Origin of the sequence: Rhizobium sp. BT03 (genome assembly GCF_030053155.1) — a bacterium.
Classification (GTDB): domain Bacteria; phylum Pseudomonadota; class Alphaproteobacteria; order Rhizobiales; family Rhizobiaceae; genus Rhizobium.
In genome coordinates, this window is the sequence record NZ_CP125640.1 from 971,387 (window position 1) to 994,989 (window position 23,603).

The 23,603-nt window shown below is 61.3% G+C and carries 24 protein-coding genes, 3 tRNA genes and 1 pseudogene; 6 read left to right on the plus strand and 22 right to left on the minus strand.

The features are described 5' to 3' along the window. Positions 1 to 13: 13 nt before the first annotated feature. The 18 genes and pseudogenes from QMO80_RS04815 to QMO80_RS04900 form a co-directional block, all read right to left on the minus strand. Positions 14 to 1,525: an NADH-quinone oxidoreductase subunit M gene (locus tag QMO80_RS04815; protein WP_283199087.1), complete on the minus strand. Its 1,512-nt coding sequence runs from the start codon at positions 1,523 to 1,525 to the stop codon at positions 14 to 16. Then, entirely contained in the window at positions 1,525 to 3,525 is a 2,001-nt protein-coding gene (nuoL, locus tag QMO80_RS04820) for an NADH-quinone oxidoreductase subunit L (RefSeq protein ID WP_283199088.1), read from the minus strand. The genes QMO80_RS04815 and nuoL overlap by 1 nt, the downstream gene beginning before the upstream one ends. A gap of 7 nt (positions 3,526 to 3,532) precedes the next feature. Continuing rightward, entirely contained in the window at positions 3,533 to 3,841 is a 309-nt protein-coding gene (gene nuoK / locus QMO80_RS04825) for an NADH-quinone oxidoreductase subunit NuoK (protein WP_049734055.1), read from the minus strand. Between the two features lie 22 nt (positions 3,842 to 3,863). Beyond that, positions 3,864 to 4,478 (minus strand): NADH-quinone oxidoreductase subunit J, encoded by a 615-nt coding sequence (locus QMO80_RS04830; RefSeq protein WP_283199089.1) that lies wholly within the window; start codon positions 4,476 to 4,478, stop codon positions 3,864 to 3,866. Positions 4,479 to 4,619: 141 nt separating this feature from the next. Continuing rightward, positions 4,620 to 5,111 carry an NADH-quinone oxidoreductase subunit NuoI gene (gene nuoI, locus QMO80_RS04835; RefSeq protein WP_003547385.1) on the minus strand — a complete coding sequence of 164 codons (492 nt, stop codon included), beginning with the start codon at positions 5,109 to 5,111 and terminating at the stop codon, positions 4,620 to 4,622. Between the two features lie 40 nt (positions 5,112 to 5,151). Continuing rightward, complete coding sequence (gene nuoH, locus QMO80_RS04840; protein WP_003587271.1) at positions 5,152 to 6,195, minus strand: NADH-quinone oxidoreductase subunit NuoH; 1,044 nt, start codon at positions 6,193 to 6,195, stop codon at positions 5,152 to 5,154. A 12-nt stretch (positions 6,196 to 6,207) separates the two neighbouring features. Beyond that, positions 6,208 to 8,289, minus strand: a complete 2,082-nt coding sequence (gene nuoG, locus QMO80_RS04845; protein ID WP_283199090.1) for an NADH-quinone oxidoreductase subunit NuoG — start codon at positions 8,287 to 8,289, stop codon at positions 6,208 to 6,210. A 223-nt stretch (positions 8,290 to 8,512) separates the two neighbouring features. Then, positions 8,513 to 9,217, minus strand: a complete 705-nt coding sequence (locus QMO80_RS04850; RefSeq protein WP_283199091.1) for a 5' DNA nuclease — start codon at positions 9,215 to 9,217, stop codon at positions 8,513 to 8,515. A 2-nt stretch (positions 9,218 to 9,219) separates the two neighbouring features. After that, a complete protein-coding gene (gene nuoF / locus QMO80_RS04855) occupies positions 9,220 to 10,524 on the minus strand; it encodes an NADH-quinone oxidoreductase subunit NuoF (protein WP_003547378.1) in 1,305 nt (434 codons plus the stop codon). A gap of 10 nt (positions 10,525 to 10,534) precedes the next feature. Then, a complete protein-coding gene (locus tag QMO80_RS04860; RefSeq protein WP_283199092.1) occupies positions 10,535 to 11,698 on the minus strand; it encodes an NADH-quinone oxidoreductase subunit E in 1,164 nt (387 codons plus the stop codon). A gap of 16 nt (positions 11,699 to 11,714) precedes the next feature. Further along, positions 11,715 to 11,987 carry a hypothetical protein gene (locus tag QMO80_RS04865; protein ID WP_049734051.1) on the minus strand — a complete coding sequence of 91 codons (273 nt, stop codon included), beginning with the start codon at positions 11,985 to 11,987 and terminating at the stop codon, positions 11,715 to 11,717. Then, positions 11,987 to 13,177 carry an NADH-quinone oxidoreductase subunit D gene (locus QMO80_RS04870; protein ID WP_283199093.1) on the minus strand — a complete coding sequence of 397 codons (1,191 nt, stop codon included), beginning with the start codon at positions 13,175 to 13,177 and terminating at the stop codon, positions 11,987 to 11,989. The genes QMO80_RS04865 and QMO80_RS04870 overlap by 1 nt, the downstream gene beginning before the upstream one ends. Positions 13,178 to 13,256: 79 nt before the next feature. Continuing rightward, a pseudogene (locus tag QMO80_RS04875) lies at positions 13,257 to 13,612 on the minus strand (four helix bundle protein). A 51-nt stretch (positions 13,613 to 13,663) separates the two neighbouring features. Then, positions 13,664 to 14,266: an NADH-quinone oxidoreductase subunit C gene (locus QMO80_RS04880; protein WP_283199094.1), complete on the minus strand. Its 603-nt coding sequence runs from the start codon at positions 14,264 to 14,266 to the stop codon at positions 13,664 to 13,666. 18 nt (positions 14,267 to 14,284) lie between these two features. After that, positions 14,285 to 14,869 carry an NADH-quinone oxidoreductase subunit B family protein gene (locus QMO80_RS04885; RefSeq protein ID WP_003573916.1) on the minus strand — a complete coding sequence of 195 codons (585 nt, stop codon included), beginning with the start codon at positions 14,867 to 14,869 and terminating at the stop codon, positions 14,285 to 14,287. Further along, positions 14,860 to 15,225, minus strand: a complete 366-nt coding sequence (locus tag QMO80_RS04890) for an NADH-quinone oxidoreductase subunit A (protein ID WP_007626195.1) — start codon at positions 15,223 to 15,225, stop codon at positions 14,860 to 14,862. The genes QMO80_RS04885 and QMO80_RS04890 overlap by 10 nt, the downstream gene beginning before the upstream one ends. Positions 15,226 to 15,472: 247 nt before the next feature. Further along, a tRNA-Asp gene (locus QMO80_RS04895) sits at positions 15,473 to 15,549 on the minus strand. A gap of 83 nt (positions 15,550 to 15,632) precedes the next feature. Next, positions 15,633 to 15,709, minus strand: a tRNA-Asp gene (locus QMO80_RS04900). A 402-nt stretch (positions 15,710 to 16,111) separates the two neighbouring features. Here QMO80_RS04900 and QMO80_RS04905 point away from each other — a divergent pair. The 4 genes from QMO80_RS04905 to QMO80_RS04920 all read left to right on the plus strand — a co-directional run bounded on the left by QMO80_RS04905 (position 16,112) and on the right by QMO80_RS04920 (position 17,525). Continuing rightward, positions 16,112 to 16,187: transfer RNA gene (locus tag QMO80_RS04905), tRNA-Val, on the plus strand. A 134-nt stretch (positions 16,188 to 16,321) separates the two neighbouring features. Further along, complete coding sequence (locus tag QMO80_RS04910; RefSeq protein WP_283199095.1) at positions 16,322 to 16,576, plus strand: type II toxin-antitoxin system ParD family antitoxin; 255 nt, start codon at positions 16,322 to 16,324, stop codon at positions 16,574 to 16,576. A gap of 5 nt (positions 16,577 to 16,581) precedes the next feature. Continuing rightward, the gene (locus QMO80_RS04915) at positions 16,582 to 16,887 is read left to right on the plus strand and encodes a type II toxin-antitoxin system RelE/ParE family toxin (protein WP_283200112.1); all 306 of its coding nucleotides are present in this window, start codon (positions 16,582 to 16,584) and stop codon (positions 16,885 to 16,887) included. Positions 16,888 to 17,312: 425 nt separating this feature from the next. Further along, a complete protein-coding gene (locus QMO80_RS04920) occupies positions 17,313 to 17,525 on the plus strand; it encodes a hypothetical protein (protein WP_283199096.1) in 213 nt (70 codons plus the stop codon). Positions 17,526 to 17,830: 305 nt separating this feature from the next. On the opposite strand, the gene QMO80_RS04925 is transcribed toward QMO80_RS04920, so the two are convergent. Further along, positions 17,831 to 18,379, minus strand: coding sequence for a glutathione peroxidase (locus tag QMO80_RS04925; protein ID WP_283199097.1), 549 nt, complete (start codon positions 18,377 to 18,379; stop codon positions 17,831 to 17,833). A gap of 133 nt (positions 18,380 to 18,512) precedes the next feature. Then, positions 18,513 to 18,872: a hypothetical protein gene (locus QMO80_RS04930; protein WP_283199098.1), complete on the minus strand. Its 360-nt coding sequence runs from the start codon at positions 18,870 to 18,872 to the stop codon at positions 18,513 to 18,515. A gap of 163 nt (positions 18,873 to 19,035) precedes the next feature. Between QMO80_RS04930 and QMO80_RS04935 the strand changes: the two genes are divergently transcribed. Then, the gene (locus QMO80_RS04935) at positions 19,036 to 19,641 is read left to right on the plus strand and encodes a class I SAM-dependent methyltransferase (RefSeq protein WP_283199099.1); all 606 of its coding nucleotides are present in this window, start codon (positions 19,036 to 19,038) and stop codon (positions 19,639 to 19,641) included. Here QMO80_RS04935 and QMO80_RS04940 read toward each other — a convergent pair whose 3' ends face one another. Continuing rightward, positions 19,642 to 20,043: a cupin domain-containing protein gene (locus QMO80_RS04940; protein ID WP_049734043.1), complete on the minus strand. Its 402-nt coding sequence runs from the start codon at positions 20,041 to 20,043 to the stop codon at positions 19,642 to 19,644. 151 nt (positions 20,044 to 20,194) lie between these two features. Between QMO80_RS04940 and QMO80_RS04945 the strand changes: the two genes are divergently transcribed. After that, positions 20,195 to 21,181: an aldo/keto reductase gene (locus QMO80_RS04945; protein ID WP_283199100.1), complete on the plus strand. Its 987-nt coding sequence runs from the start codon at positions 20,195 to 20,197 to the stop codon at positions 21,179 to 21,181. 185 nt (positions 21,182 to 21,366) lie between these two features. Here the strand turns inward: QMO80_RS04945 and QMO80_RS04950 are convergent, their stop codons facing one another. Then, on the minus strand, positions 21,367 to 23,577 hold the full coding sequence (locus QMO80_RS04950) for an esterase-like activity of phytase family protein (protein ID WP_283199101.1): 2,211 nt from the start codon (positions 23,575 to 23,577) through the stop codon (positions 21,367 to 21,369). Between the last annotated feature and the right edge of the window lie 26 nt (positions 23,578 to 23,603).

Sequence of the window (23,603 nt, forward strand, 5' to 3'; positions counted from 1 at the left end):
ATAAGTCCCGTCATCAATTCATAGACAGCGCAACATTCTGCGCTGCGTGCACGGCGGCCGTGTAGTTGTTGACCAGCAGATCCACCGAGGCGGCCGTCGCATCGAAGACCGGAGCCGGGTAGACGCCGAAGAGGATGGTCAGCGCGACCAGCGGGTAGAGGATCAGCTGCTCGCGGGGCGAAAGATCGAGCAGCGCCTTCAGCTTTTCCTTCTCCAGCGCGCCGAAGATCACCCGGCGGTAAAGCCAGAGCGCATAGGCGGCCGAGAGGATGACGCCGGTGGCGGCAAAGAGCGCGACCCAGGTATTGACCCGGAAGACGCCCATCAGCGTCAGGAATTCGCCGATGAAACCGGAGGTGCCGGGAAGCCCGACATTGGCCATGGTGAAGACCATCATCGCCACCGCATATTTCGGCATGTTGTTGACGAGGCCGCCATAGGCATTGATCTCGCGGGTGTGGGTGCGGTCATAGACGACGCCGACGCAAAGGAAGAGCGCGCCGGAGACGATGCCGTGCGAGAGCATCTGGAAGATCGAGCCCTGGACACCCTGCATGTTGGCGGCAAAAATGCCCATGGTGACGTAGCCCATGTGCGCCACCGAGGAATAGGCGATCAGCTTCTTGATGTCGTCCTGCATCATCGCCACCAGCGAGGTATAGATGATGGCGATGACCGACAGGGCGAAGACGAACGGCGCGAAATAATCGGACGCCACAGGGAACATGCCGAGCGAGAAGCGGATCAGACCGTAGCCGCCGAGCTTCAGGAGTACGCCGGCCAGGATCACCGAGCCTGCCGTCGGTGCCTGAACGTGCGCATCCGGAAGCCAGGTATGGACCGGCCACATCGGCATCTTCACCGCAAAGGAGGCAAAGAAGGCTAGCCATAGCCAGGTCTGCAGCGCCGGCGGGAACTTGTAGGCGAGCAGCGCGGTAATGTCAGTCGTGCCGGCCTGCCAGTACATTGCCATGATGGCGAGCAGCATCAGCACCGAGCCGAGCAGCGTATAGAGGAAGAACTTGTAGCTCGCATAGACGCGGTCCTTGCCACCCCAGACGCCGATGATCAGGAACATCGGAATGAGGCCCGCCTCGAAGAAGACGTAGAAGAGCACGATATCGAGCGAAACGAAGACGCCGACCATCATCGTTTCCAGGATGAGGAAAGCGATCATATATTCCTTCAGGCGCTTCTCGATCGAGAGCCAGCTCGCCAGCACGCAGAAGGGCATGAGGAAGGTCGACAGAATGATGAACAGCATGGAGATGCCGTCAGTGCCGACATGATAGCCGATGCCGGTGCCGAGCCAGTCATGCTTCTCGACCATCTGGAAGCCCGGATTGGCATTGTCGAAGCCGATCCAGATGAAGAGCGAGACGATGAAGGTGAAGACGGTGGTGATCAGTGAGATCCACAGCACGTTCTTCCGGCCGGTTTCGCTCTCGCCGTTCATCAGCAGCAGGAGCACCACGCCGACGAGCGGCAGGAAGGTGACCGTTGAAAGAATAGGCCAATCGGTCATCAGAAGGAACTCCCGAGCATCATCCAGGTAACGAGCGCCGCAATGCCGATCAGCATGGCGAAGGCGTAGTGATAGAGGTAACCGGTCTGCAGGCGGACGACGCGGTCGGTGACGGCGACGACGCGGGCCGCCACGCCATTCGGGCCATAGGTGTCGATGACGCCGACATCACCCTTCTTCCACAGGAAGCGGCCGAGCGCCTTGGCTGTGCGGACGAAGAGGAAGTCGTAGAGCTCGTCGAAATACCACTTGTTCAGCAGGAACTGGTAGAGGACGCGGTGCTGCCTGGCGAGGACGCGCGGCGTCTGCGGCGAGCGGATATACATGTACCAGGCGGTGACGAAGCCGAGCAGCATGGCGATGAAGGGGCTCAGGGCGACCAGCGCCGGCACGTGGTGGAACTCTTCGACGAGTTCGTTCTCAGCGCCGGTGAAGAGCGCCCCCTTCCAGAACTCGGCATATTCCTCGCCGTAGAAGCGGCCTTCGAAGAAATAGCCGGCAAGGACCGCGCCGATCGCCAGGAGATAGAGCGGCACCAGCATGACCTGCGGCGACTCGTGGACATGGTGCATCACCTCGTGCGAAGCGCGCGGCTTGCCGTAGAAGGTCATGAAGATCAGACGCCAGGAATAGAAGCTCGTGAAGAGCGCGGCGATCACCAGCAGCGAGAAGGCAAAGCCTGCCACCGGCGAATGCGAAGCATAGGTCGCCTCGATGATCACGTCCTTGGAGAAGAAGCCGGCAAGGCCGATCGGCGTAAAGGGAATGCCGACGCCGGTGATCGCCAGCGTGCCGATGATCATCATGCGGAACGTCCACTTGATGTGCGGCCTGAGGCCGCCCATGTAGCGCATGTCCTGCTCGCCATCGACGGCATGGATGACCGAGCCGGCGCAGAGGAAGAGCAGCGCCTTGAAGAAGGCATGCGTGAACAGGTGGAAGATCGCCGCGCCATAGGCCCCTACTCCGAGCGCCACGAACATGTAGCCGAGCTGCGAGCAGGTGGAGTAGGCGATGACGCGCTTGATGTCGTTCTGCACCAGGCCGACGGTCGCCGCGAAGAAGGCGGTGATCGCGCCGATCACGGTGACGACGGTCAGTGCATCCGGCGACAGTTCGAAGAGCGGCGACATGCGGGCGACGAGGAAGACGCCGGCGGTGACCATGGTGGCGGCATGGATGAGGGCCGAGACCGGGGTCGGGCCTTCCATGGCGTCGGGCAGCCAGGTGTGCAGCAGGAACTGCGCCGACTTGCCCATGGCGCCCATGAACAGCAGCAGGCAGATGCCAGTCAGCGCATGCGCCTTGTCGAGCTGCATGCCGAAGAGGTTGAGGATCACTTCACCAGCCTCGCCGCCGCCTTCATGCGGGGCGAAGTTCGAGGCATTGGCGAAGATCGTGTCGAAGTTGATCGAGCCGAACAGCACGAAAACGCCGGCAATGCCAAGCACGAAGCCGAAGTCGCCGACGCGGTTGACGATGAAGGCCTTCATCGCCGCAGCCGTTGCCGAGGGCTTCTTGAACCAGAAGCCGATCAGCAGATAGGAGGCGAGACCGACACCTTCCCAGCCGAAGAACATCTGCGCCAGGTTGTCGGCGGTCACCAGCATCAGCATGGCGAAGGTGAAGAGCGAGAGATAGGCGAAGAAACGCGGGCGATGCGGATCGGTATGCATGTAACCGATCGAATAGATGTGAACCAGCGTCGAGACCGTGTTGACGACGATCAGCATGACTGACGTCAGCGTATCCACGCGCAGCGACCAGGAGACGTCGATGCCGCCGGACTGGATCCAGCGCAGCACCTCGACCTTGATCGGGCCGCCTTCGGTATGGCCCATGCCGACGGTGAAGAACACGTACCAGGAGAGGATGGCGGCAATGATCATCAGGCCGCTGGTGACATATTCCGAAGCCTTGGCGCCGATGGCGCGGCCGAACAGGCCGGCGACGATCGCACCGATCAAGGGAAGAAAGACGATAGCCTTATAGAGGAACATGAGCCACTCAGCCCTTCATCATATTGACGTCTTCGACCGCGATCGAGCCGCGGTTGCGGTAGAAGACAACGAGAATTGCAAGACCGATCGCCGCTTCGGCAGCCGCGACCGTCAGGATGAACAGCGCGAAGACCTGGCCGACGATGTCGTTCAGGAAGGAGGAGAAGGCGACCATGTTGATGTTGACGGAAAGCAGGATCAGTTCGACCGACATCAGGATGACGATGACGTTCTTCCGGTTCAGGAAGATGCCGAAGACGCCGAGCGTGAAGAGGATGGCGCTGACCGTCAGGTAGTGGGAAAGTCCGATGACCATGTTCTTTGTTCCTTGACCTGCCTTAGACGCCCTGCCCGGGCTTGACCGACACCACCTCGACGGCGGTGGCGGGCGTGCGGGCAACCTGCCTCGGGATATTCTGCCGCTTGATGTTGGTGCGGTGCCGGAGCGTCAGGACGATGGCGCCGATCATCGCGACCAGCAGCACCAGACCGGCGATCTCGAAGAAATAGACGTAGTTGGTGTAGAGCACGTCGCCGAGAGCGGCGGTGTTGGTGCGCTCGCTGAGCGCCGGGATCGGCATGGCGACGGATTTGGCGATCTCGGGCGAGATGACGCTGCCGCCGACGACGACGATCAGCTCGGCGGCGAGAATGATCCCGATCAGCCCGCCGATCGGCGCATATTCGAGAACCCCTGCCCTGAGCTCGGTGAAGTCGATATCGAGCATCATCACCACGAAGAGGAAGAGCACGGCGACGGCGCCGACATAGACGACGAGCAGGATCATCGCCAGGAATTCGGCACCGAGCAGCAGGAAGAGGCCGGCCGCGTTGAAGAACACCAGGATCAGGAACAGAACCGAGTGAACCGGGTTCTTCGCCCAGATGACCATGAACGCCGACGCCACCGCGACAAAGGCGAAAAGATAGAAAAATAGAGCCTGCAGACCCATGTTGGTGCCTTTTTCATCTTCCCCCGGGCAGCCGGGAGTTTATCTGCCCGATAGAGATTTGCGCGGCTGACCGGCAAAGCTCCTGTGCATATTGACCGCGACAGGAGCAGCAGAGCTCCATCGCGGCATTTCAAAACCCAATCAGCGGTACGGCGAATCGATCGCGATGTTGCGGGCGATTTCGCGCTCCCACCGGTCGCCGTTGTCGAGAAGGCGCGCCTTGTCGAAATAGAGCTCTTCGCGGGTTTCCGTCGCAAATTCGAAATTCGGGCCTTCGACGATCGCGTCGACCGGGCAGGCTTCCTGGCAGAAGCCGCAATAGATGCACTTCACCATGTCGATGTCGTAGCGCACCGTGCGGCGCGTGCCGTCGTTGCGGCGCGGACCGGCCTCGATGGTGATGGCCTGGGCGGGACAGATCGCCTCGCAGAGTTTGCAGGCGATGCAGCGCTCCTCGCCGTTCGGATAACGGCGCAGCGCATGCTCACCGCGGAAACGCGGGGAAACCGGGCCCTTTTCGAAGGGGTAGTTGATCGTCGCCTTCTGGCGGAAGAAATAGCGCATCGACAGAAAGAACGCGCCGACGAATTCCTTGAGAAACAGCGAGCTGATGGAGCCGGACAAGCTTGCCATCTTCAACCTCCAATTTTGCCGGAAACGAGAGAGGGCGTCATCAAGCCCATCCCATCAGCTTCAGCACGAATGCAACGATGATGACCATGGCGAGCGACAGCGGCAGGAAGACCTTCCAGCCGAGGCGCATGAGCTGGTCGTAGCGGTAGCGCGGGACGAAAGCCTTGACCATCGCGAACATGAAGAACACGAAGCAGGCCTTCAGCATGAACCAGATGATGCCCGGGACCCAGTTGAGGATCCAGATGTCGACCGGAGGCAGCCAGCCGCCCAAGAACAGGATCGTCGTCAGCGAGCACATCAGGCAGACGGCCGCATATTCGCCGAGCATGAACATCATGTATGGCGAAGAGCCGTATTCGACCATGAAGCCGGCAACCAGTTCCGATTCGGCTTCCGGAAGGTCGAAGGGCGGGCGGTTCGTTTCGGCCAGCGCCGAAATGAAGAAGATGATGAACATCGGGAAGAGCGACAGCCAGTGCCAGTCGAGGAACGACGCCGGCAGGCCGAGCATGGTGCCGAGGCCGGTATGCTGCGCATTGACGATATCGGTCAGGTTCAGCGAGCCGACGCAGAGAAGCACGGTGACGATGACGAAGCCGATCGAGACTTCATAGGACACCATCTGCGCGGCCGAGCGTAGCGCGCCGAGGAACGGATACTTCGAATTCGAAGCCCAGCCGCCCATGATGATGCCGTAAACTTCGAGCGAGGAGATCGCGAAGATGTAGAGGATGCCGACATTGATGTTGGCAATCACCCATCCATCGGCGAGCGGCACGACCGCCCAGGTGGACAGTGCCAGCAGCACCGTTACCAGCGGGGCCAGCAGGAACACCGCCTTGTTGGCGCCGGCCGGAATGATCGGCTCCTTGAAGACGAACTTCAAAAGGTCGGCGAAGGACTGGAACAGGCCGAAGGGGCCGACGACGTTGGGGCCGCGGCGCAGCTGCACGGCCGCCCAGATCTTGCGGTCGGCGAGCAGTACATAGGCAATGAAGACGAGCAGGCAAACCAGCAGCAGCAGCGACTGACCGATCATGATGATCGCCGGCAAGACATAGGTCGAAAAGAAAGAATCCATAGTCCCCTGCCCTTACTCTGCCGCGACTTTGAAGTTGTTGCGGGCCAATGCCGAGCACTCCGCCATCACTGCCGAGGCACGCGCTATCGGGTTCGTCAAATAGAAGTCTTTCACCGGCGACGCAAACCCTGACTTGTTCATCTTGCCGGCTTTTTTCGCAACTGCGGCAATTTGGGCGCTATCGGTTTCGGCGATCTCGTCGATGGCGGCGAAATGCGGGAAAGCGGCATAGAGCTGCACGCGCAACTGGCTGAGCGAATCGAAGGGAAGCTTCTTGCCGAGCACGTCGGAAAGGGCGCGGATGATCGCCCAGTCCTCGCGGGCGTCACCCGGCGCAAAGCCTGCGCGGTTGCCCATCTGGACGCGGCCTTCGGTGTTGACCCAGGTGCCGGACTTTTCGGTATAGGCTGCGGCCGGCAGGATGACGTCGGCATGATGGGCGCCGTTATCGCCGTGCGAGCCGATATAGACGGTGAGCTTGGCCTTCTTGGCGGTGAAGTCGAGTTCGTCGGCGCCGAGCAGGAACAGCACGTCCATCGCCGTCAGCATTTCGGCGGCGTTGACGCCCTTGGCGCCCGGCACGAAGCCGAGGTCGAGGCCGCCGACGCGCGAGGCGGCGGTATGCAGGACGGCAAAGCCGTTCCAGCCTTCGACGACCGCGCCGACCGAACCGGCAAGCTTGGCGGCACTGGCGAGAACGCCGGCGCCGTCGGTGCGCGACAGCGCGCCCTGGCCGATGATGATCATCGGCTTGGCGGCGTTCTTCAGCACGTCGGCGAAGGCGTGGGTGCCATCGACCAAATCCTTCAGCGTGTCGGGACCGCCGCCGAGATAGTCATAGCTGTAGCGCAGTTCGCCCGGCTCGCCGATCACGCCGACCGGGAACTTGCCGCGGCGCCAGCGCTTGCGGATGCGGGCATTGAGAATGGCCGCCTCGAAGCGCGGATTGGCGCCGATGATCAGCAGCGCATCGGCCTGGTCGATGCCCGAGATGGTCGGGTTGAAGAGGTAGCTTGCGCGGCCGAGCGACGGATCGAGTGCCGCCCCATCCTGGCGACAGTCGAGATTCGTGGACCCCAGCGACTTCACCAGTTCGGAGAGCGCATACATTTCCTCGACGGAGGCAAGATCGCCTGCGATCGCGCCGATCTTGTCGCCCGAGGTGGCGCCGACGGCGGCCTTGATGGCGCCGAAAGCTTCGGCCCAGGTGGCCGGCTGCAGGCGGCCGTCGCGGCGGACGTAAGGCCGGTCGAGGCGCTGGGTCTTCAAGCCGTCCCAGATGAAGCGGCTCTTGTCGGAGATCCACTCCTCGTTGATCGCCTCGTTGACGCGCGGCAGGATGCGCATGACTTCACGGCCGCGGGTATCGACACGGATCGCCGAACCGACGGCGTCCATGACGTCGATCGATTCGGTCTTGTTCAATTCCCATGGGCGCGCGGTAAAGGCGAAGGGCTTGGAGGTGAGCGCACCGACCGGGCAGAGATCGACGACGTTGCCCTGCAGCTCGGAGGTCATTGCCTGCTCGAGATAGGTGGTGATCTCGGCATCCTCGCCGCGGCCGATCAGGCCGAGTTCGGAAATGCCGGCGACCTCGGTGGTGAAGCGGACGCAGCGCGTGCAGTGGATGCAGCGGTTCATCACCGTCTTGACCAGCGGGCCGATATACTTGTCCTCGACGGCGCGCTTGTCTTCCTGGTAGCGCGAGGTGTCGATACCGAAGGCCATCGCCTGGTCCTGCAGGTCGCATTCGCCGCCCTGGTCGCAGATCGGGCAATCGAGCGGATGGTTGATCAGCAGGAATTCCATCACACCTTCGCGGGCCTTCTTGACCATCGGGGTGTTGGTGAAGACTTCGGGCAGTTCGCCGTTCGGGCCGCCGCGGATGTCGCGCACGCTCATGGCGCAGGAAGCCTGCGGCTTCGGCGGGCCGCCCTTCACCTCGACAAGGCACATGCGGCAATTGCCGGCAACCGACAGGCGCTCATGGAAGCAGAAGCGCGGAACCTCGGCACCGGCATCCTCGCACGCCTGCAACAGCGTGAAATGATCCGGAACTTCGATCTCGTTGCCGTCAATCTTCAGTTTTGCCATCGTCGCTCAGTCCTGTTTCCCGTTTGCCTGATGACGGCAAACAAACCTATTTTTGCAACAGTCTCATTGCCAAGCCGGATCTTTCGTCCTGCCGACATCTGATGCCGCCCAAATTCTCTATCGCGTGTTCCAGGTCCGGAACCCGCACCGGCTTCTGCAGCGTGAGGCCCCCGCCCGTCCGCCGATCCGCCCATCTTTCCGGCCGATTGCACGGCCGGACAGTTCATTTCTTTCGGCGCGCCCGCCCGGCCAGAACTTTCGCCTGACCGGTCCAGTCGTCACGGCCGATGCGGCCGTTGAAGCCAAGCTCGGCGTCGAGCCGGGCAATGTCCTCGGCGCTCCAGCCGGCAATCTCGGCGAAGCTGCGAATGCCCTTGGCGTTCAGCACCTGCTCCAGCTTGGGGCCGATGCCGGCGATCAGCTTCAGATCGTCGGCCTTTGCAGCCCGCGCAACCGGTTTTGCCTTGACGGCGGGCTTCGGCTGGCTTGCCGGTACCGGTGCGCTGACCGGTGTTACCACAGTCAGTTTCGGCCTTGCCGTCTTCTCGACGTCAGGCTTGGTCTCCGCCGCCGGCCGGTTCGCGGCCGCCGGTTTGGTGACAACCTTGACGGCAGGGCGAATATTCTCCGGCCGGATCTCGACGTCGGGCGCCAGCGCATCCGGCGGCGTGTCATCGAGGGCGGCAGCGACCTTGCCGGTGGTTTCCAGTGCGCTCTGGAAGGCGCCGAAGAAGGCGCCCGCCATCTGCGTCGAGAAACCGAAGCCGATCGCGGTTGCGGCGGCAAAGGCGGCGGCCGGATGCGCCATCAGCGGATGCACCGGCATCGCCCGTGCATTTTCCAGCATCTCGGCGGCAAGACGGCCGAAGCCGGCCGCGAAATCGGCGACGTCTTCCTTCTGTCCACTCTTCGATGCCTTGTCCGCCATGATTATTCAGCCGCCTCCAGAACCGCGCCGTGATCGAGCGCGCTTGCCGTATACTGGTCGATGCGCTTTTCGATCTCGGGACGGAAGTTACGGATCAGACCCTGCACCGGCCATGCGGCGGCGTCGCCGAGCGCGCAGATGGTGTGGCCTTCGATCTGCTTGGTCACCTGGAACAGCATGTCGATTTCGCGCTTCTGGGCATTGCCCTTGGCCATGCGCTCCATGACGCGCCACATCCAGCCCGTGCCTTCGCGGCAGGGCGTGCACTGGCCGCAGCTCTCATGCTTGAAGAAGGCGGAGATGCGGGCAATCGCCTTGATGACGTCGGTGGACTTGTCCATGACGATCGCAGCCGCCGTGCCGAAGGAGGAGCCGACGCCGCGCAGGCCATCGAAATCCATTGGGCAGTCGATGATGTCCTTGGCCGGAACGATCGGGCAGGATGCGCCGCCCGGAATGACGGCGAGCAGATTGTCCCAGCCGCCGCGAATGCCGCCGGCATGGCGGTCGACCAGTTCGCGGAAGGTGATGCCCATTTCCTCTTCGACCGTGCACGGCTTGTTGACGTGGCCGGAGAGCATGAACAGCTTGGTGCCGACATTGTTCGGACGGCCGATGGCCGAGAACCAGCCGGCGCCGCGGCGCAGGATCGTCGGCGCGACTGCAATCGATTCGACGTTATTAACAGTCGTCGGGCAGCCGTAGAGGCCCATATTGGCCGGGAAAGGCGGCTTCAGGCGCGGCTGGCCCTTCTTGCCTTCAAGGCTTTCGAGCAGCGCGGTTTCCTCGCCGCAGATATAGGCGCCGGCGCCGTGATGGACGAAGATGTCCATGTCCCAGCCGAGCTTGTTGTTCTTGCCGAGCAGGCCGTAATCATAACATTCGTCGATCGCCGCCTGCAGCGCTTCGCGCTCGCGGATATATTCGCCGCGCACGTAGATATAGGCGGCATTGGCACCCATGGCGAAACTCGCGATGACGCAGCCTTCGATCAGCGTATGCGGATCGTGGCGCATGATGTCGCGGTCCTTGCAGGTGCCGGGCTCCGATTCGTCGGCGTTGACGACGAGATAATGCGGGCGGCCGTCGCTTTCCTTCGGCATGAAGGACCATTTCAGACCCGTCGGGAAGCCGGCGCCGCCGCGGCCGCGAAGGCCCGATGCCTTCATCTCGTTGATGATCCAGTCGCGGCCCTTTTCGAGGATCTGCTTGGTGCCGTCCCAGTGGCCGCGGCTCATCGCGCCCTTCAGGGACTTGTCCTTGAGGCCGTAGATGTTGGTAAAGATGCGGTCTTTATCTTGTAACATGCTTCACCTCTTACCGCGGCTTCTTGCCGAAGACCTTGATATATTCCGCTTCGCCGCCCTTGGCGAGCGCCTTGGCCTGCTTGACCCAGTCGTCGCGCTCGATGCGGCCGCGGAAGTTCAGGTAGCCGTCGACCCATTCGCGTTCGGCCTTCTTCCAGCCCGCGACCTGCGCGAAGGTGAAGATGCCGATTTCGTTCAATGTCGCCTCGATCTTCGGACCGACGCCCGAGATCATCTTCAGATCATCCGGCGCGGCGGGCTTTTCGATGCCGGACGGACGGTTCTTGTCGGTCAGGCTGGGCTTCGTCGCCGAGGCTTCGGCCTTGACGGCGGGTGCCGGCGCCGGTTCGGCGGCCGCAGTGCCTGATATCGGCTGCTGCTCGGCCGCCTTGGCATTCTTTGCCGCGGCCTTCGGCGCCGTAGCCGGCGTTTTCAGCGCCGCGTTGGTCTCGGCATCGGTGCTCTTCGGGCGGGCAGCCTCGGAGGGCGGAACCGGAGCGGCGTCAACAGGAGCCGAAATGGTTTCGGCATCGGCCTTCTTGGCGCGTGTCCTTGCCTTCGGCTCTTCCGTCGTCAGCGAGGTCGGGCCGCCTTCAGGTGCTGAGAAAATCCGGTCGATCTGGGTACCGGGCTTGATGCTCGCGCCATTGCCGGCGGCGAAGCTATCGATGATCTCTTCGAGACGGGCCGGCGTCAGGTCCTCATAGGTGTCCTTGCCGATCATCACCATCGGGGCGTTGACGCAGGCGCCAAGACATTCGACCTCTTCCCAGGACAGCGTTCCCTCGGCATTGCGCTCGAAGGCATGGGCATGGATCTTGCTCTTGCAGACCGACATCAGCGCTTCCGAGCCGCGCAGCATGCAGGGCGTCGTGCCGCAGACCTGCACATGGGCGCGGGTGCCGACGGGATGCAGCTGGAACTGCGTATAGAAGGTCGCGACTTCGAGCACTCTGATATAGGCCATATCGAGCATGTCGGCGATCTTTTCGATCGCCGCGCGCGTGACCCAGCCGTCCTGCTCCTGCGCCCGCATCAACAGCGGAATGACCGCCGATTGCTGGCGGCCGGCGGGGTATTTCTGGATCGTCTTGTCCGCCCAGACCGCATTTTCATCGCTGAAAGCGAATGCGGCAGGCTGAAATTGATCTTCGGCTAATCGACGAACGGACATTCTTCCTCACGCCTTGTCAGTTTAGGGTTCCACACCGCGAAGCGGTCAAAGACTGCATTTCGCAGGCATAGGCCGACTGGTCTTTCTGCATAAATACGACGAATTTGCTGCCATTCGGGATGGCAGCCTTGATTTGATAGCCCTTGGACAAAAGCTCGCCCATGGATGTTTTCGCCGCCGGCGGCGTCACTTCCTTATGCCCCAGCGGCGTGCCGAGCGTATCGGTCTCCTGGGCCGAAACCCCGGATGCCGCAAGAAGAAGGGCGACGACAAGCGGCAGACGCTGCATCAGCGGTCCACCTCGCCGAAGACGATATCGAGCGAGCCGAGCACAGCCGCGACGTCGGCAAGCTGGTGGCCGCGGCACATGAAGTCCATCGCCTGCAGATGCGCATAACCCGGTGCGCGGATCTTGCAGCGATACGGCTTGTTGGAGCCGTCCGAAACCAGATAGACGCCGAACTCGCCCTTCGGCGCTTCGACCGCGGCATAAACTTCGCCGGCCGGCACGTGGTAGCCTTCGGTATAGAGCTTGAAGTGGTGGATCAGCGCTTCCATCGAGCGCTTCATCTCGCCGCGCTTCGGCGGCACGACCTTGCCGTCGATCGACGAGAAGGGGCCGGTCTTGGCATCCGACAGCAGGCGGTTGACGCACTGCTTCATGATGCGGACCGATTGGCGCATCTCGATCATGCGGATCAGGTAGCGGTCATAATTGTCGCCGTTCTTGCCGATCGGAATGTCGAATTCGAGATCGGAATAACATTCGTAAGGCTGGGAGCGGCGCAGATCCCAGGCAGCGCCCGAACCGCGCACCATGACGCCGGAGAAGCCCCAGGCCCAGCAATCCTCCAGCGAGACGACGCCGATATCGACGTTGCGCTGTTTGAAGATGCGGTTGCCGGTCAACAGATCGTCGATGTCGTCGAGCGCCTTCAGGAAGGGATCGCACCAGTCGCCGATATCCTGCACGAGCTGTTCCGGCAGATCCTGATGGACACCACCGGGACGGACGTAAGCGGCGTGCATGCGCGAGCCGCTGGCGCGCTCATAGAACACCATCAGCTTTTCACGTTCTTCGAAGCCCCAGAGCGGCGGCGTCAGCGCGCCGACGTCCATGGCCTGCGTCGTGACGTTCAGGAGATGTGAGAGGATACGGCCGATTTCCGAATAGAGAACGCGGATCAGCTGGCCGCGGATCGGGATCTCGATGCCGAGCAGCTTTTCCACCGCCAGCGCATAGGCATGCTCCTGATTCATTGGCGCGACGTAATCGAGACGATCGAAATAGGGCACGGCCTGAAGATAGGTCTTGGTCTCGATCAGCTTCTCGGTGCCGCGGTGCAGCAGGCCGATATGCGGATCAACCCGCTCCACAATTTCGCCGTCAAGCTCCAGGACAAGACGAAGAACGCCGTGCGCCGCCGGATGCTGCGGTCCGAAATTGATGTTGAAGTTGCGGACGTTATGTTCGGTCATGCTGCGTGCTCCGTGCCAAACGCGCTGCCAATCAAGCGAATAGCGAATGGCGAATAGCGAGTAGTTTCGTTCGGTCTCATCACTTCTCCTGGAGACTCCGTATCAACGCTCGAATCATCCGTCCGATCTCGTCGCATTTTCCGGTCATCTGCCTGAACTCCCCCTCGTCGATCAGACCGATACGATGAGAGATGAGCATATGCGTTTCCAATTCCTTCAGCGAACCTTGGGAGATCCGCAGAACTGAATGAAACTTCCCGTGAGCTCACGTCCGTGTCCTTCAGCTATATTGGCGGCAATCGAACTCGCCGCCCTGCGTATCTGGGTCGTCAGACCGTAAATCTCCTCCTTGGGAAATCCTCTGGTCAACTGATAGCAATCCACCGCGAGATCGATCGCCATCTGCCAGACCTTGAGATCTTTGTAGGAGTTTATCGTCTGCCAACCCTTCCCAACTATTCGCTATTCGCTACTCACTATTCGCTTCTACTGCTTCGCCTTTTCATCCCCCGGCAACACATACTCCGTCCCCTCCCAAGGCGACATGAAGTCGAAGTTGCGGAATTCCTGCTTTAGCTCGACCGGCTCGTAGACGACACGCTTTGCCGCGTCGTCATAGCGGACTTCGACAAAACCCGTGGTCGGGAAGTCCTTGCGCAACGGATGGCCTTCGAAGCCGTAGTCGGTCAGGATGCGGCGCAGGTCCGGATGGCCGGTGAAAAGCACGCCGTACATGTCCCAGGTTTCGCGCTCGAACCAGTCGGCGCCGGGATGGACAGCACAGGCCGAGGGGACCGGCGTATCTTCGTCGGTTGCGACCTTGACGCGGATGCGGACATTCTGCTTCGGCGACAACAGGTGATAGACGACATCGAAACGCAGCTCGCGCTGCGGCCAGTCGACGCCGCAAATATCGATCAGGTTGACGAAACCGCATCTGGCGTCGTCACGCAGGAAGGTCAAAAGCGCGATCAGGTTTTCACCCGTCGTCGTCAGCGTCAGCTCGCCATACTTCATCTGCGATGCGGCGATCAGGTTGCCGCGCGCTTCGCCAAGGTAGGACGCAAGCTCAGTCAGGGCTTCACTCATATGCCTAGTCCTTAACCCTTAGCGTTCGATCGTGCCGGTGCGCCGGATCTTCTTCTGCAGCAGAAGCACGCCGTAGAGCAGCGCTTCGGCCGTGGGGGGACAGCCCGGCACGTAGATATCGATCGGCACGATGCGGTCGCAGCCGCGCACCACCGAATAGGAATAATGATAGTAACCGCCGCCATTGGCGCAGGAGCCCATCGAGATGACGTAGCGCGGCTCTGGCATCTGGTCGTAGACCTTGCGCAGCGCCGGCGCCATCTTGTTGGTCAGCGTGCCGGCCACGATCATCACGTCGGACTGGCGCGGCGAAGCGCGCGGCGCAAAACCGAAGCGCTCGACGTCGTAACGCGGCATCGACAGCTGCATCATCTCGACGGCGCAGCAGGCCAGACCGAAGGTCATCCACATCAGCGAGCCGGTACGGGCCCAGTTGATCAGCTCGTCGGTCGAGGTGACCAGGAAACCCTTGTCGGCCAGCTCATTGTTGATCTCGCCGAAAAAGGCGTCGTTACTGCCGATCGGCTTGCCTGTGGAGGGATCGATGATCCCCTTCGGCTGCTGGGCGACGAGCGGCTGATTGCTCACAGGGGTCACTCCCATTCCAGCGCTCCCTTTTTCCATTCATAGATAAAGCCGATGGTCAGCACGAAGAGGAAGACCATCATGGACCAGAAGCCGAACCAGCCGATGGCGCCGAAGGAAACGGCCCAGGGGAAGAGGAAGGCGACTTCCAGATCGAAGATGATGAAGAGGATCGACACGAGGTAGAAGCGGATGTCGAACTTCATGCGGGCGTCGTCGAACGCGTTGAAGCCGCATTCGTAAGCCGAGAGCTTTTCCGAATCGGGCGCTTTGAAAGCGACGGCGAACGGCGCAATGAGCAGCGCCAGGCCGATAACGAGCGCGATAGCGATGAAGATAGCAATCGGAATATAGGAACTGAGCAGTTCAGTCATCATGTTCATCCCTGCTTGCCGGAGGCGCCAGGCGGCACATTTGGGCAAATGCCCGGCAAGCGAACGTGCGTTGCAACAAAGCCGTGGTTAGCGCAGCCGAAGCCCCGGCGCAAGAGATTTACAGAGGCAATTCGACGCGTCGCGCGCGGACATTATCAAGCAGATGCAACGATGTCGCGACAAATCCGCGCAAGTTGCCTGAAGCTGCATGTCTGATCACTGGAAACTGCATGGCTGTGAGAAGAAATGGCGCGAGTGACGGGGCTCGAACCCGCGACCTCCGGCGTGACAGGCCGGCACTCTAACCGACTGAGCTACACCCGCGCATTGATTGGCCATTTGCGGCCGCAGGGATGAAGAAAACCGGACGAACGACAAATCACATTTGCGTTCTACAAGACTTGAAATGGCGCGAGTGACGGGGCTCGAACCCGCGACCTCCGGCGTGACAGGCCGGCACTCTAACCAACTGAGCTACACCCGCAATTCATTTCAAGCAGTCCGGATGCCTTCGCACCCTCACCAAAACGGCTGCCCGTTTCGATGAGCGGCTAACTACGGGGTTCGCCATTTAGTGTCAAGCAGGTTTGGAGACAAAACCATGACAGTCGTTGAATTGTTTCGGCAAGGCCCATGCGGGAAGAATGAAAAGCCGGCAATTCCGTTGCCCGCGCCGGCGCCGGCGCCCGATCAAAGCCGCCGGCACAGTCGAAGCCGACATGCCCTCCCCTTTATCCACAGCCCGGCCGCGCCCGACAGGCGCCGGACGGAACGGGACCGGCGCCAAAAAAATCAAAAATTCTTCACAAACACTCTTGCGGTTTTGCCGCGATCCGCATAGATCACGGCCACCAACGCGGCAGGCCGATCCGGCTTCGTCAGCGATGGGCGATTAGCTCAGTTGGTAGAGCGCCTCGTTTACACCGAGGATGTCGGGAGTTCGAGTCTCTCATCGCCCACCATTTTTCCTTCGAAATCGCTGAATGAAGTGTTCATTCGCATCGGGGCTTCTCACGCGCTGGATGGTGACCCATCAGTTTTATTTGCGCGAATTATCCGATATTGATAAGATCGGATAAACGAAGGGATTGGTACCATGCCCTCAAGCTACAACATCGGTTTGCATTATGAAGGCCTTGTGCACGCGCTTGTCGAAAGCGGTCGCTACGCCAGTGCGAGCGAAGTGATACGCGATAGCCTGCGTCTGTTGGAAGAACGCGAAGAGCAGCGCCAGGCCCGTCTTGAAGCCTTGCGTTCGGATATCCGCACAGGCGTGGAAAGCGGTACAAGCGTCCCTGCCGATCAAGTATTTGACCGCCTCGAAGCCAAGTACAGCGGAACCCGCACCTAGTGGCGGTGTCGTTTGCCCCTGCGGCTGTGCAGGACTTGGAAGATATCGGCGATTACATCTATGCCGAGAACCCACAGGCGGCCTTTCGGTTCGTCACAGCGCTCCGTGTCCGGTGCAACCGGCTGGCCGATGCCCCTCGCGGCGGCGCACCACGGTCCGAATTGTGGGCAGGTCTGCGTTCGGTGCCTTTCCGCCGGTATGTCGTGTTCTACACGGTTACCGGTGATGACGTGCGTGTAGAGCGTATTCTACATGGCTCTCGCGATGTCGTGGCGGTGTTTTCTGAGGATGAAGAGCCCCCGCAAAACTAAGCGGTGTTACCCTTGGCACGAGCAAGGATGGTTCCCAAAGCTCTGCTCAGTGCTTTGCCCTGCCGACTAAAACCCCGACCATCGCCCACCGTTCACCCCTTCTCGCCAGTTCGTGATCCACCGCCGAAACCGGCCCGCGAGTCATCCGCCGTCACGTTCAAGACTTCGCTGTCCGCTCCTTCAACGGGTTGGCTCCCGCTCGGGCGTCCGCATCTGCAGAGATTGTCGGCTACGGAGCAACAAGGCGCCGCCCCGCCGGATTCAGATGCGCGCGGCGCCTGAAAGCCAGCACTCCACCAATACGGACTACTCCGGCCACCCCGCCACCTCCTATTGGGCGAATGGATGGGGGCTGGCAAAAGTGGGAATATTCGTCGCCCGGAAAGTCTCCGCGCTTGAAGGCCTACGAGGCCTGGAGATGTGCCATGAGGACTCTCAGCTCCGCATTGACGCTGTGCATCGCAATCGCCCTTTGCACGCCAAACGCCATCTATGTCAGCCTGCCCGGATACGCATTCAAGACCAATCCGCAATGCCAGCGCCACGAACCAAAGACGAAGTTTGACAGGAGGTGCGACTGGCCGAGAGTGGGCTTCAAGGACTTTACGCCCCCGCTGGTGACCGTGCTTGGGATCTGACGATTCTCAGCGTCTTTGCGAATCATCGTGGTCCAGTCGCGCTTGCCAGCCCGACGGCACCCATCGCTTTTTGACTGCGACAGAGTTTCCGATCGTGGCTAAGTGCCTTCGCTCCGAACTCCCTACCAGACTCTATATAGCCCTTCGGAATCCCGAAATTGGTTGCGGGATTGAAATCATTGCATGATTTTTTCTGTCGAAACCGCGCAAAGCTCGGCGAATTTCGGAATCCCGAAGCGGGGAATTTCGGGATTCCGAAGTGGCGTTCTGGAATCGGGAAACGGTCGGGGCCGGTCGCCGGCCATTCACCCCTTGGCCAGTTCCTTCTCCACCGCCGAAACCAGCCGCGAATCATCGGCCGTCACGTCAGGCGCGAAGCGGGCGGCTATTTTGCCGTCGCGGCCGATCAGGAATTTTTCGAAGTTCCAGAGGATATCGTCCACGTCGCCGCCCGATATGCCGTGGGATTTCAGGCGCTCGCGCATCGGGCCGTCGCCTGTGGTCTTCACGCCCGATTTGGTCAGCTGCCGGTAAAGCGGGTGCTGGGTCTCGCCCTTGACCGAAATCTTCGAGAAGATCGGGAAGGTGACGTCATAGGTGCTGGTGCAGAAGTCGAGGATCTCTGCGTCGGTGCCGGGCTCCTGGCCTTTGAAGTCGTTGGCGGGGAAAGCGGCGATGACGAAGCCGCGTTCGCGCTTTTCGCCGTAGAGCTTTTCGAGGCCCTCATATTGAACGGTCAGCCCGCATTTCGAGGCAACGTTGACGATCAGCAGCACCCTGCCCTTGTATTCGTTGAGCGTGGTCTCACGACCGTCCACTGACTTGACAGGGATATCCAGCACGTTGCCCGTCACGGGAACCTCCAATTTTGGTCGGAACATATCCGCCAAACTTAGCGATAGCGCCGCCTTTGTCATCAGCGTCTGGATCAACTCGGCGTCAACAAGAGCCGGCGCAGGCTTGCGGCCGGCGCCGGACTCAAGCCGTTCAGGCGGGGGATGTTTCCTTCACGTCGTCGAGCAGGAAATGCACGACGAGATAATCGGTCTTGTAATGGCGGCCGCTGTCGGACACGGATTCGACGCTGCCGCCGTCCTTCGGGTGCCAGGCATGGTAATGGGGGTTGGTGGTGATCAGGGTTATGGCCTTGCCTTGCAGGGCTTCCTCGCCAAGCCGGAAGCGCATCTCGGCCAGCGGCCATATCCGCTCGTAATCCGCCATGCTGATGCGCGCCTTCAGCGCCTTGCGATGCAGCGGTGCTTCGCCGGCCTCTGCGGGTGCTTCCAACATCACCTCCTCGGCTCCCTTGATGATGGCGTTGAACTCTTCAGGCCACATGCGTCTCATGAAATCGCTCCTCCCGGGGCTCTCGTCAGTCCACAGGTGAAACTTAGCGATTTGTTCGAAAGAAGCAAATTCCCGTCATGTGGTTGTCATCGAGGTCCGCTGCTCCTACGTTTCCCGCAGACCGCATCAGGGCCGTCAGACGCCCGCAATCCCGAGATCCGAGATGAAGACACGTGAAGACAGGCAGGCGCTCCGGGCGAGCATGCCGCGCACCCCGCTCAGCGCCCATCATATGGAAAACGCCCGTCTGCTGCCCGATCGCGGCGAGTTGCTCTACCGCATCCCGAACGGCGGCATCGGCGTCGAAGTGGGTGCTGCCTTCGGCGAATATACGGCGGAGATTCTCGAAAAAAATCGCCCGGCGCAGCTCTACCTCATCGATCCCTGGTCGATGGATCGCTACAGCTCCGGCCTCGATTCGATCCATACGCAATTCGCAGCTGAGATCGAGGCCGGCCGGCTGCATCTGATGCAAGGCACATCGCTGGAGAAGCTCGCCGAATTCGAGGACGATTTCCTCGACTGGGCCTATATCGATACCGACCATTCCTTCGAGCTCACCTGGCAGGAACTGCTGCTCTGCGAAAAGAAGGTGAAGCGGACGGGGCGCATCGCCGGGCATGATTTCTGCACCGGCAATACGGTCAAGCCGATCGTCTATGGTGTCGTCGAGGCGGTCACCAAATTCTGCAAGGATTACGGCTGGCAATTCGAGTTCCTGACGGTCGAATCACATGCGCATTTTTCCTATTGCCTGAAGCGGCTCTGATCAGCTTTTGCCGGAATATTGCGCGTCGCTGACCTGCTCCATCCAGTCGACATGCCTGCCGTCCAGCGCTTCGTGAATGGCGATGTGCGTCATCGCCGTATCCGGGGCAGCGCCGTGCCAATGTTTTTCGCCCGGCGAAAACCACACCGTGTCGCCGGCGCGGATCTCGCTGATCTCACCGCCCCAGCTCTGGACGAGCCCCCTGCCCGAGGTCACGATCAGCGTCTGGCCGAGCGGATGCGTGTGCCATGCGGTGCGGGCGCCGGGTTCGAAGGTGACGGAGGTTGCCCGCATCCGGGCCGGTTCGGGCGTCTCCATCAGCGGGTCCTGGCGAACGGCGCCGGTGAAATAGTCGGCCGGCGGCGTCATCGAGGGGCGAGAGCCGGCGGGTTTGATCTCCATGATCTTTCCTTTTCTATTCCATTGCGGTTGAAGCCTTACCACGCTCCACGATATTTCAACGGGACGACCGATCAAGGCCGGATCGGCAATTGCCGCACAGTTCCTCGCCTGTTAGGCCAGTGTCTTTCATTACTTACGAAGGATTTTTCTCATGAAACACCATGCTTTCGGCCGCATGCCCTTCACCGTCACCAATGTCGGCTTCGGCGCCTGGCAGATCGGCGGCTCCTGGGGCGATATCAGCGAGGCGGATGGACGCGCGGCGCTGAATGCCGCGCTTGATGCCGGCATGACCTTCATCGATACGGCTGACGTTTATGGCGACGGCCGCTCGGAAAAGATCATCGCCGACGTGCTGAAGGCGCGCGGCGGCGAACGGCCGATGGTCGCCACCAAGGCGGGCCGCCGCCTCAACCCGCATGTTGCCGAAGGCTATACCAAGGCGAACCTCGAAGGCTTCATCGACCGCAGCCTTGCGAATCTTTCCGTCGACAGTCTCGACCTCGTGCAGCTTCACTGCCCGCCGCGCGAGGTGTTTTACCAGCCGGAGGTCTTCGAAGGTCTCGATGCGCTGCAGAAGGCCGGCAAGATCAAGGGTTATGGCGTCAGCGTCGAAAAGGTCGAGGACGGGCTGAAGGCGATCGAATATCCTGGCGTCGTCAGCATCCAGATCATCTACAACATTTTCCGCCAGCGCCCCGACCACCTGTTTTTCCAGGAGGCGCGCCGCAGGAACGTGGCGATCATCGCCCGCGTGCCGTTGGCCAGCGGTCTGCTCTCCGGCAAGATCACCGGGGAAACGCACTTTGCCAGCGACGACCACCGCAATTTCAACCGTCACGGCGAGGCCTTCGATGTCGGCGAAACCTTTGCCGGCGTGCCCTTCGAGGTCGGCCTGCAGGCGGTGGAGGAGGTGCGCAAGCTGGTGCCCGCAGGCGCCACCATGGCCGCCTTCGCGCTGCGCTGGATCCTGATGACTGACGCCGTCACCGTCGTCATCCCCGGCGCCCGCAACGGCGAACAGGCAAGAGCCAATGCGGCGGCGGCCGATCTGGCGCCGCTGTCGGCCGATGTCATGGCGGCGACACGCGAGATCTACGAGCGGCTGATCGCGCCGCATGTGCATCAGCGCTGGTAGCGTGCGGTTGCCTGTTTTGAGGGCTGCGGCACGACGGAGAGCAGCCCCTCATCCGCCTGCCGGCACCTTCTCCCCGTAAACGGGGCGAAGGAGAATAGCCGCAACCTCTCCGTTCCTCGCTACGTCTCGTTTGGCACGTCCCCTCTCCCCGTTTTACGGGGAGAGGGTTAGGGTGAGGGCAGCTTTCAGTTCGTCGCGTTCAGCTCAACCGGGAAGAACAGCGTCTCGCCGGAGGAATCGCTGACGCCGTCATTGTCGGTGACGGCATAGGGCTTGCCTGAGGCGTCGAAGGTGAAGCCTTCGAGCTTGTCGAGCACGTAGCCGTTGGTCGCGCTCTTCAGTTCGCCGAGGAAGTCGTGGGCTTCGGTCTTCTTGACCACCGGCAGCTCGGCCCCGAGCTTGGCGGGCTTCAGTTCCGAGATCGCCACCTTGTAGAGCTTCTTCAGCTTGGCAGCGTCGCCGACGAGGTTGTCGCGTTCGATGATGTAGACGCTGTCGCCCTGCGCCGAGATTTCAGACAGGCCGACCCAGCCGCTTTCGGTCTTGTCGAGCGGATAGCGCACGGCACCCCATTCCTTCTTCTTCGGATTGTAGGAGACGAGCTTGACGAAGCCCTTCTCGTCGTCACCCCATTCGCGCTGGACAGCCATCCAGAGCGTGGCATCGTCGCCGGTGCCGACAATGGTGACGCCTTCGAAGCCGTAGCGGATTTCGTTGGCGGCGAGTTCCTTCGGCAGGGCGATCTCGGCCTTGATATCGCCTTTGGCGTTGACGTTGTAGAGGGCGTGTGGGACGAGACGCTCGCTGTAGCCTTCCGAGGCGAGCCAGAACGAGCCGTCGGCGGCCACCGCGATGCCTTCGATGTCGAGCTTCTGGGCCGGGGCGCCGTCGCGCTTGACGATGAGCGCATCGGTGATCACCGCCGGCTTCTTGCTGGCATCGATCGTGTAGATCGTCGGCTGCGAGCCGAGAACGCTGTCGCTGACGGCATAGAGCATGCCCGGTTTACCAGGCACGGCGGCGAGGCCGGAAAGGGCGGCGAAGCCGATCGGATTGCCGTCCTTTTCCGCAGAGACGATCTGTGGATAGGCCCTTTCGCCTTCCGCGCGCTGGTAGATCATCACATGCGAGCGCGCGCCGCCGTCCTTGCCGAGGTCGAGTTCATTGGCGGTCGCCAGCAGATTGCGCTGGGGAATCGCGATCGCGCCTTCCGGCGAAATGCCGGACGGCAGCAACTGCAGGAGCTCGGGATCGGCGCCGGTATCCTTATAGACGCCGACGACCGAGGCGCGCTCGGCGAGCAGGAAGAAATATTGTTCATCGCCGAATTTTGCCGCTTCGAGGCCTTCCGGCTCGACGCCTTTCGATCTCGAACGGCTTTCCGGATAGTGGCCGATATGGGCGACGGCGCGTTCGAAGGATGCACCCGATTCGTAGAGAAGCTTGCCCGTCTTGTCGAAGATGGTGAAACCGCGCGAGCCGCCCTGATAGTCGCCTTCATTGGCGACGACGAGGCGGTTATCATCAAGCCATTTCACGGCGTCGGGCTCGCGCGGCACGCCCTTCGATTCGCCGGTGAATTTCAGGGCGCCGTCCCGCTTGGTGTCGATGCCGGTGAGATCGACGCTGCCGGCGGAGAAATGCGTTTTCACCTGAGCCGTATTGGCGTCGATGATGACGATCTCGTTGTTTTCCTGCAGCGTCAGGGCGATCTCGTTCAGGCCGTTGAAGGCGACGAATTCCGGCTCCGGATCCTCCGGGGCGACGCCGGCAAGGCCGGTCAGCGCCACGTGCTTGATGGTGGCGCAATCGACGGTGCCGTTCTTGAGCTGGAAGACGACGAGATCGCCGGCCGGCATCTGCGGGATCTTGCCGTCATTGACCTCTTCGTCACGCTCGTTTTCGATCGCAATGGTGCCGAGCGTCTTGTCCTTGTTGAGCGCGATCGAATCCGGCTGGCCACCGAGATCGCAGCTGTTGTCGATCGTCTTCGTCGCCACGTCGACGATCGAAAGGCGGCCCGAGGGCTTCGCCTTGCTTTCGGAGGTGTTGACGGCAACCAGCGCCTTGCCGGCGCTCGAGGTGACCGAGGTCGGTTCGCCGTCCATCATCAGCGCGCCGCCTGATTTCGGCGCCTTGGCGTCGGTAATGTCGATGAAGCCGATCGCGCCGAGCGGGCTGTCGCTATAGATCAGCGTGTTGCCATCGTCGGTCGCGGTGATGATTTCGGCCGACGTCGCCGAAAGCTTGTCCTTGTCATCAGGCAGGTTCTCTGCGACCGGGAAAGAGGCGATGCGGTTGAAGACCGGTTCGGCCGCGGCCGGAGAGGCAACGGATGCGAGAAGCACGGCAGCGAGCGCTGCCTTGCGCGATGAAATTGTCATGGAAACCCCCATTGTCGAAAGATCGAACAGAGGTTTTT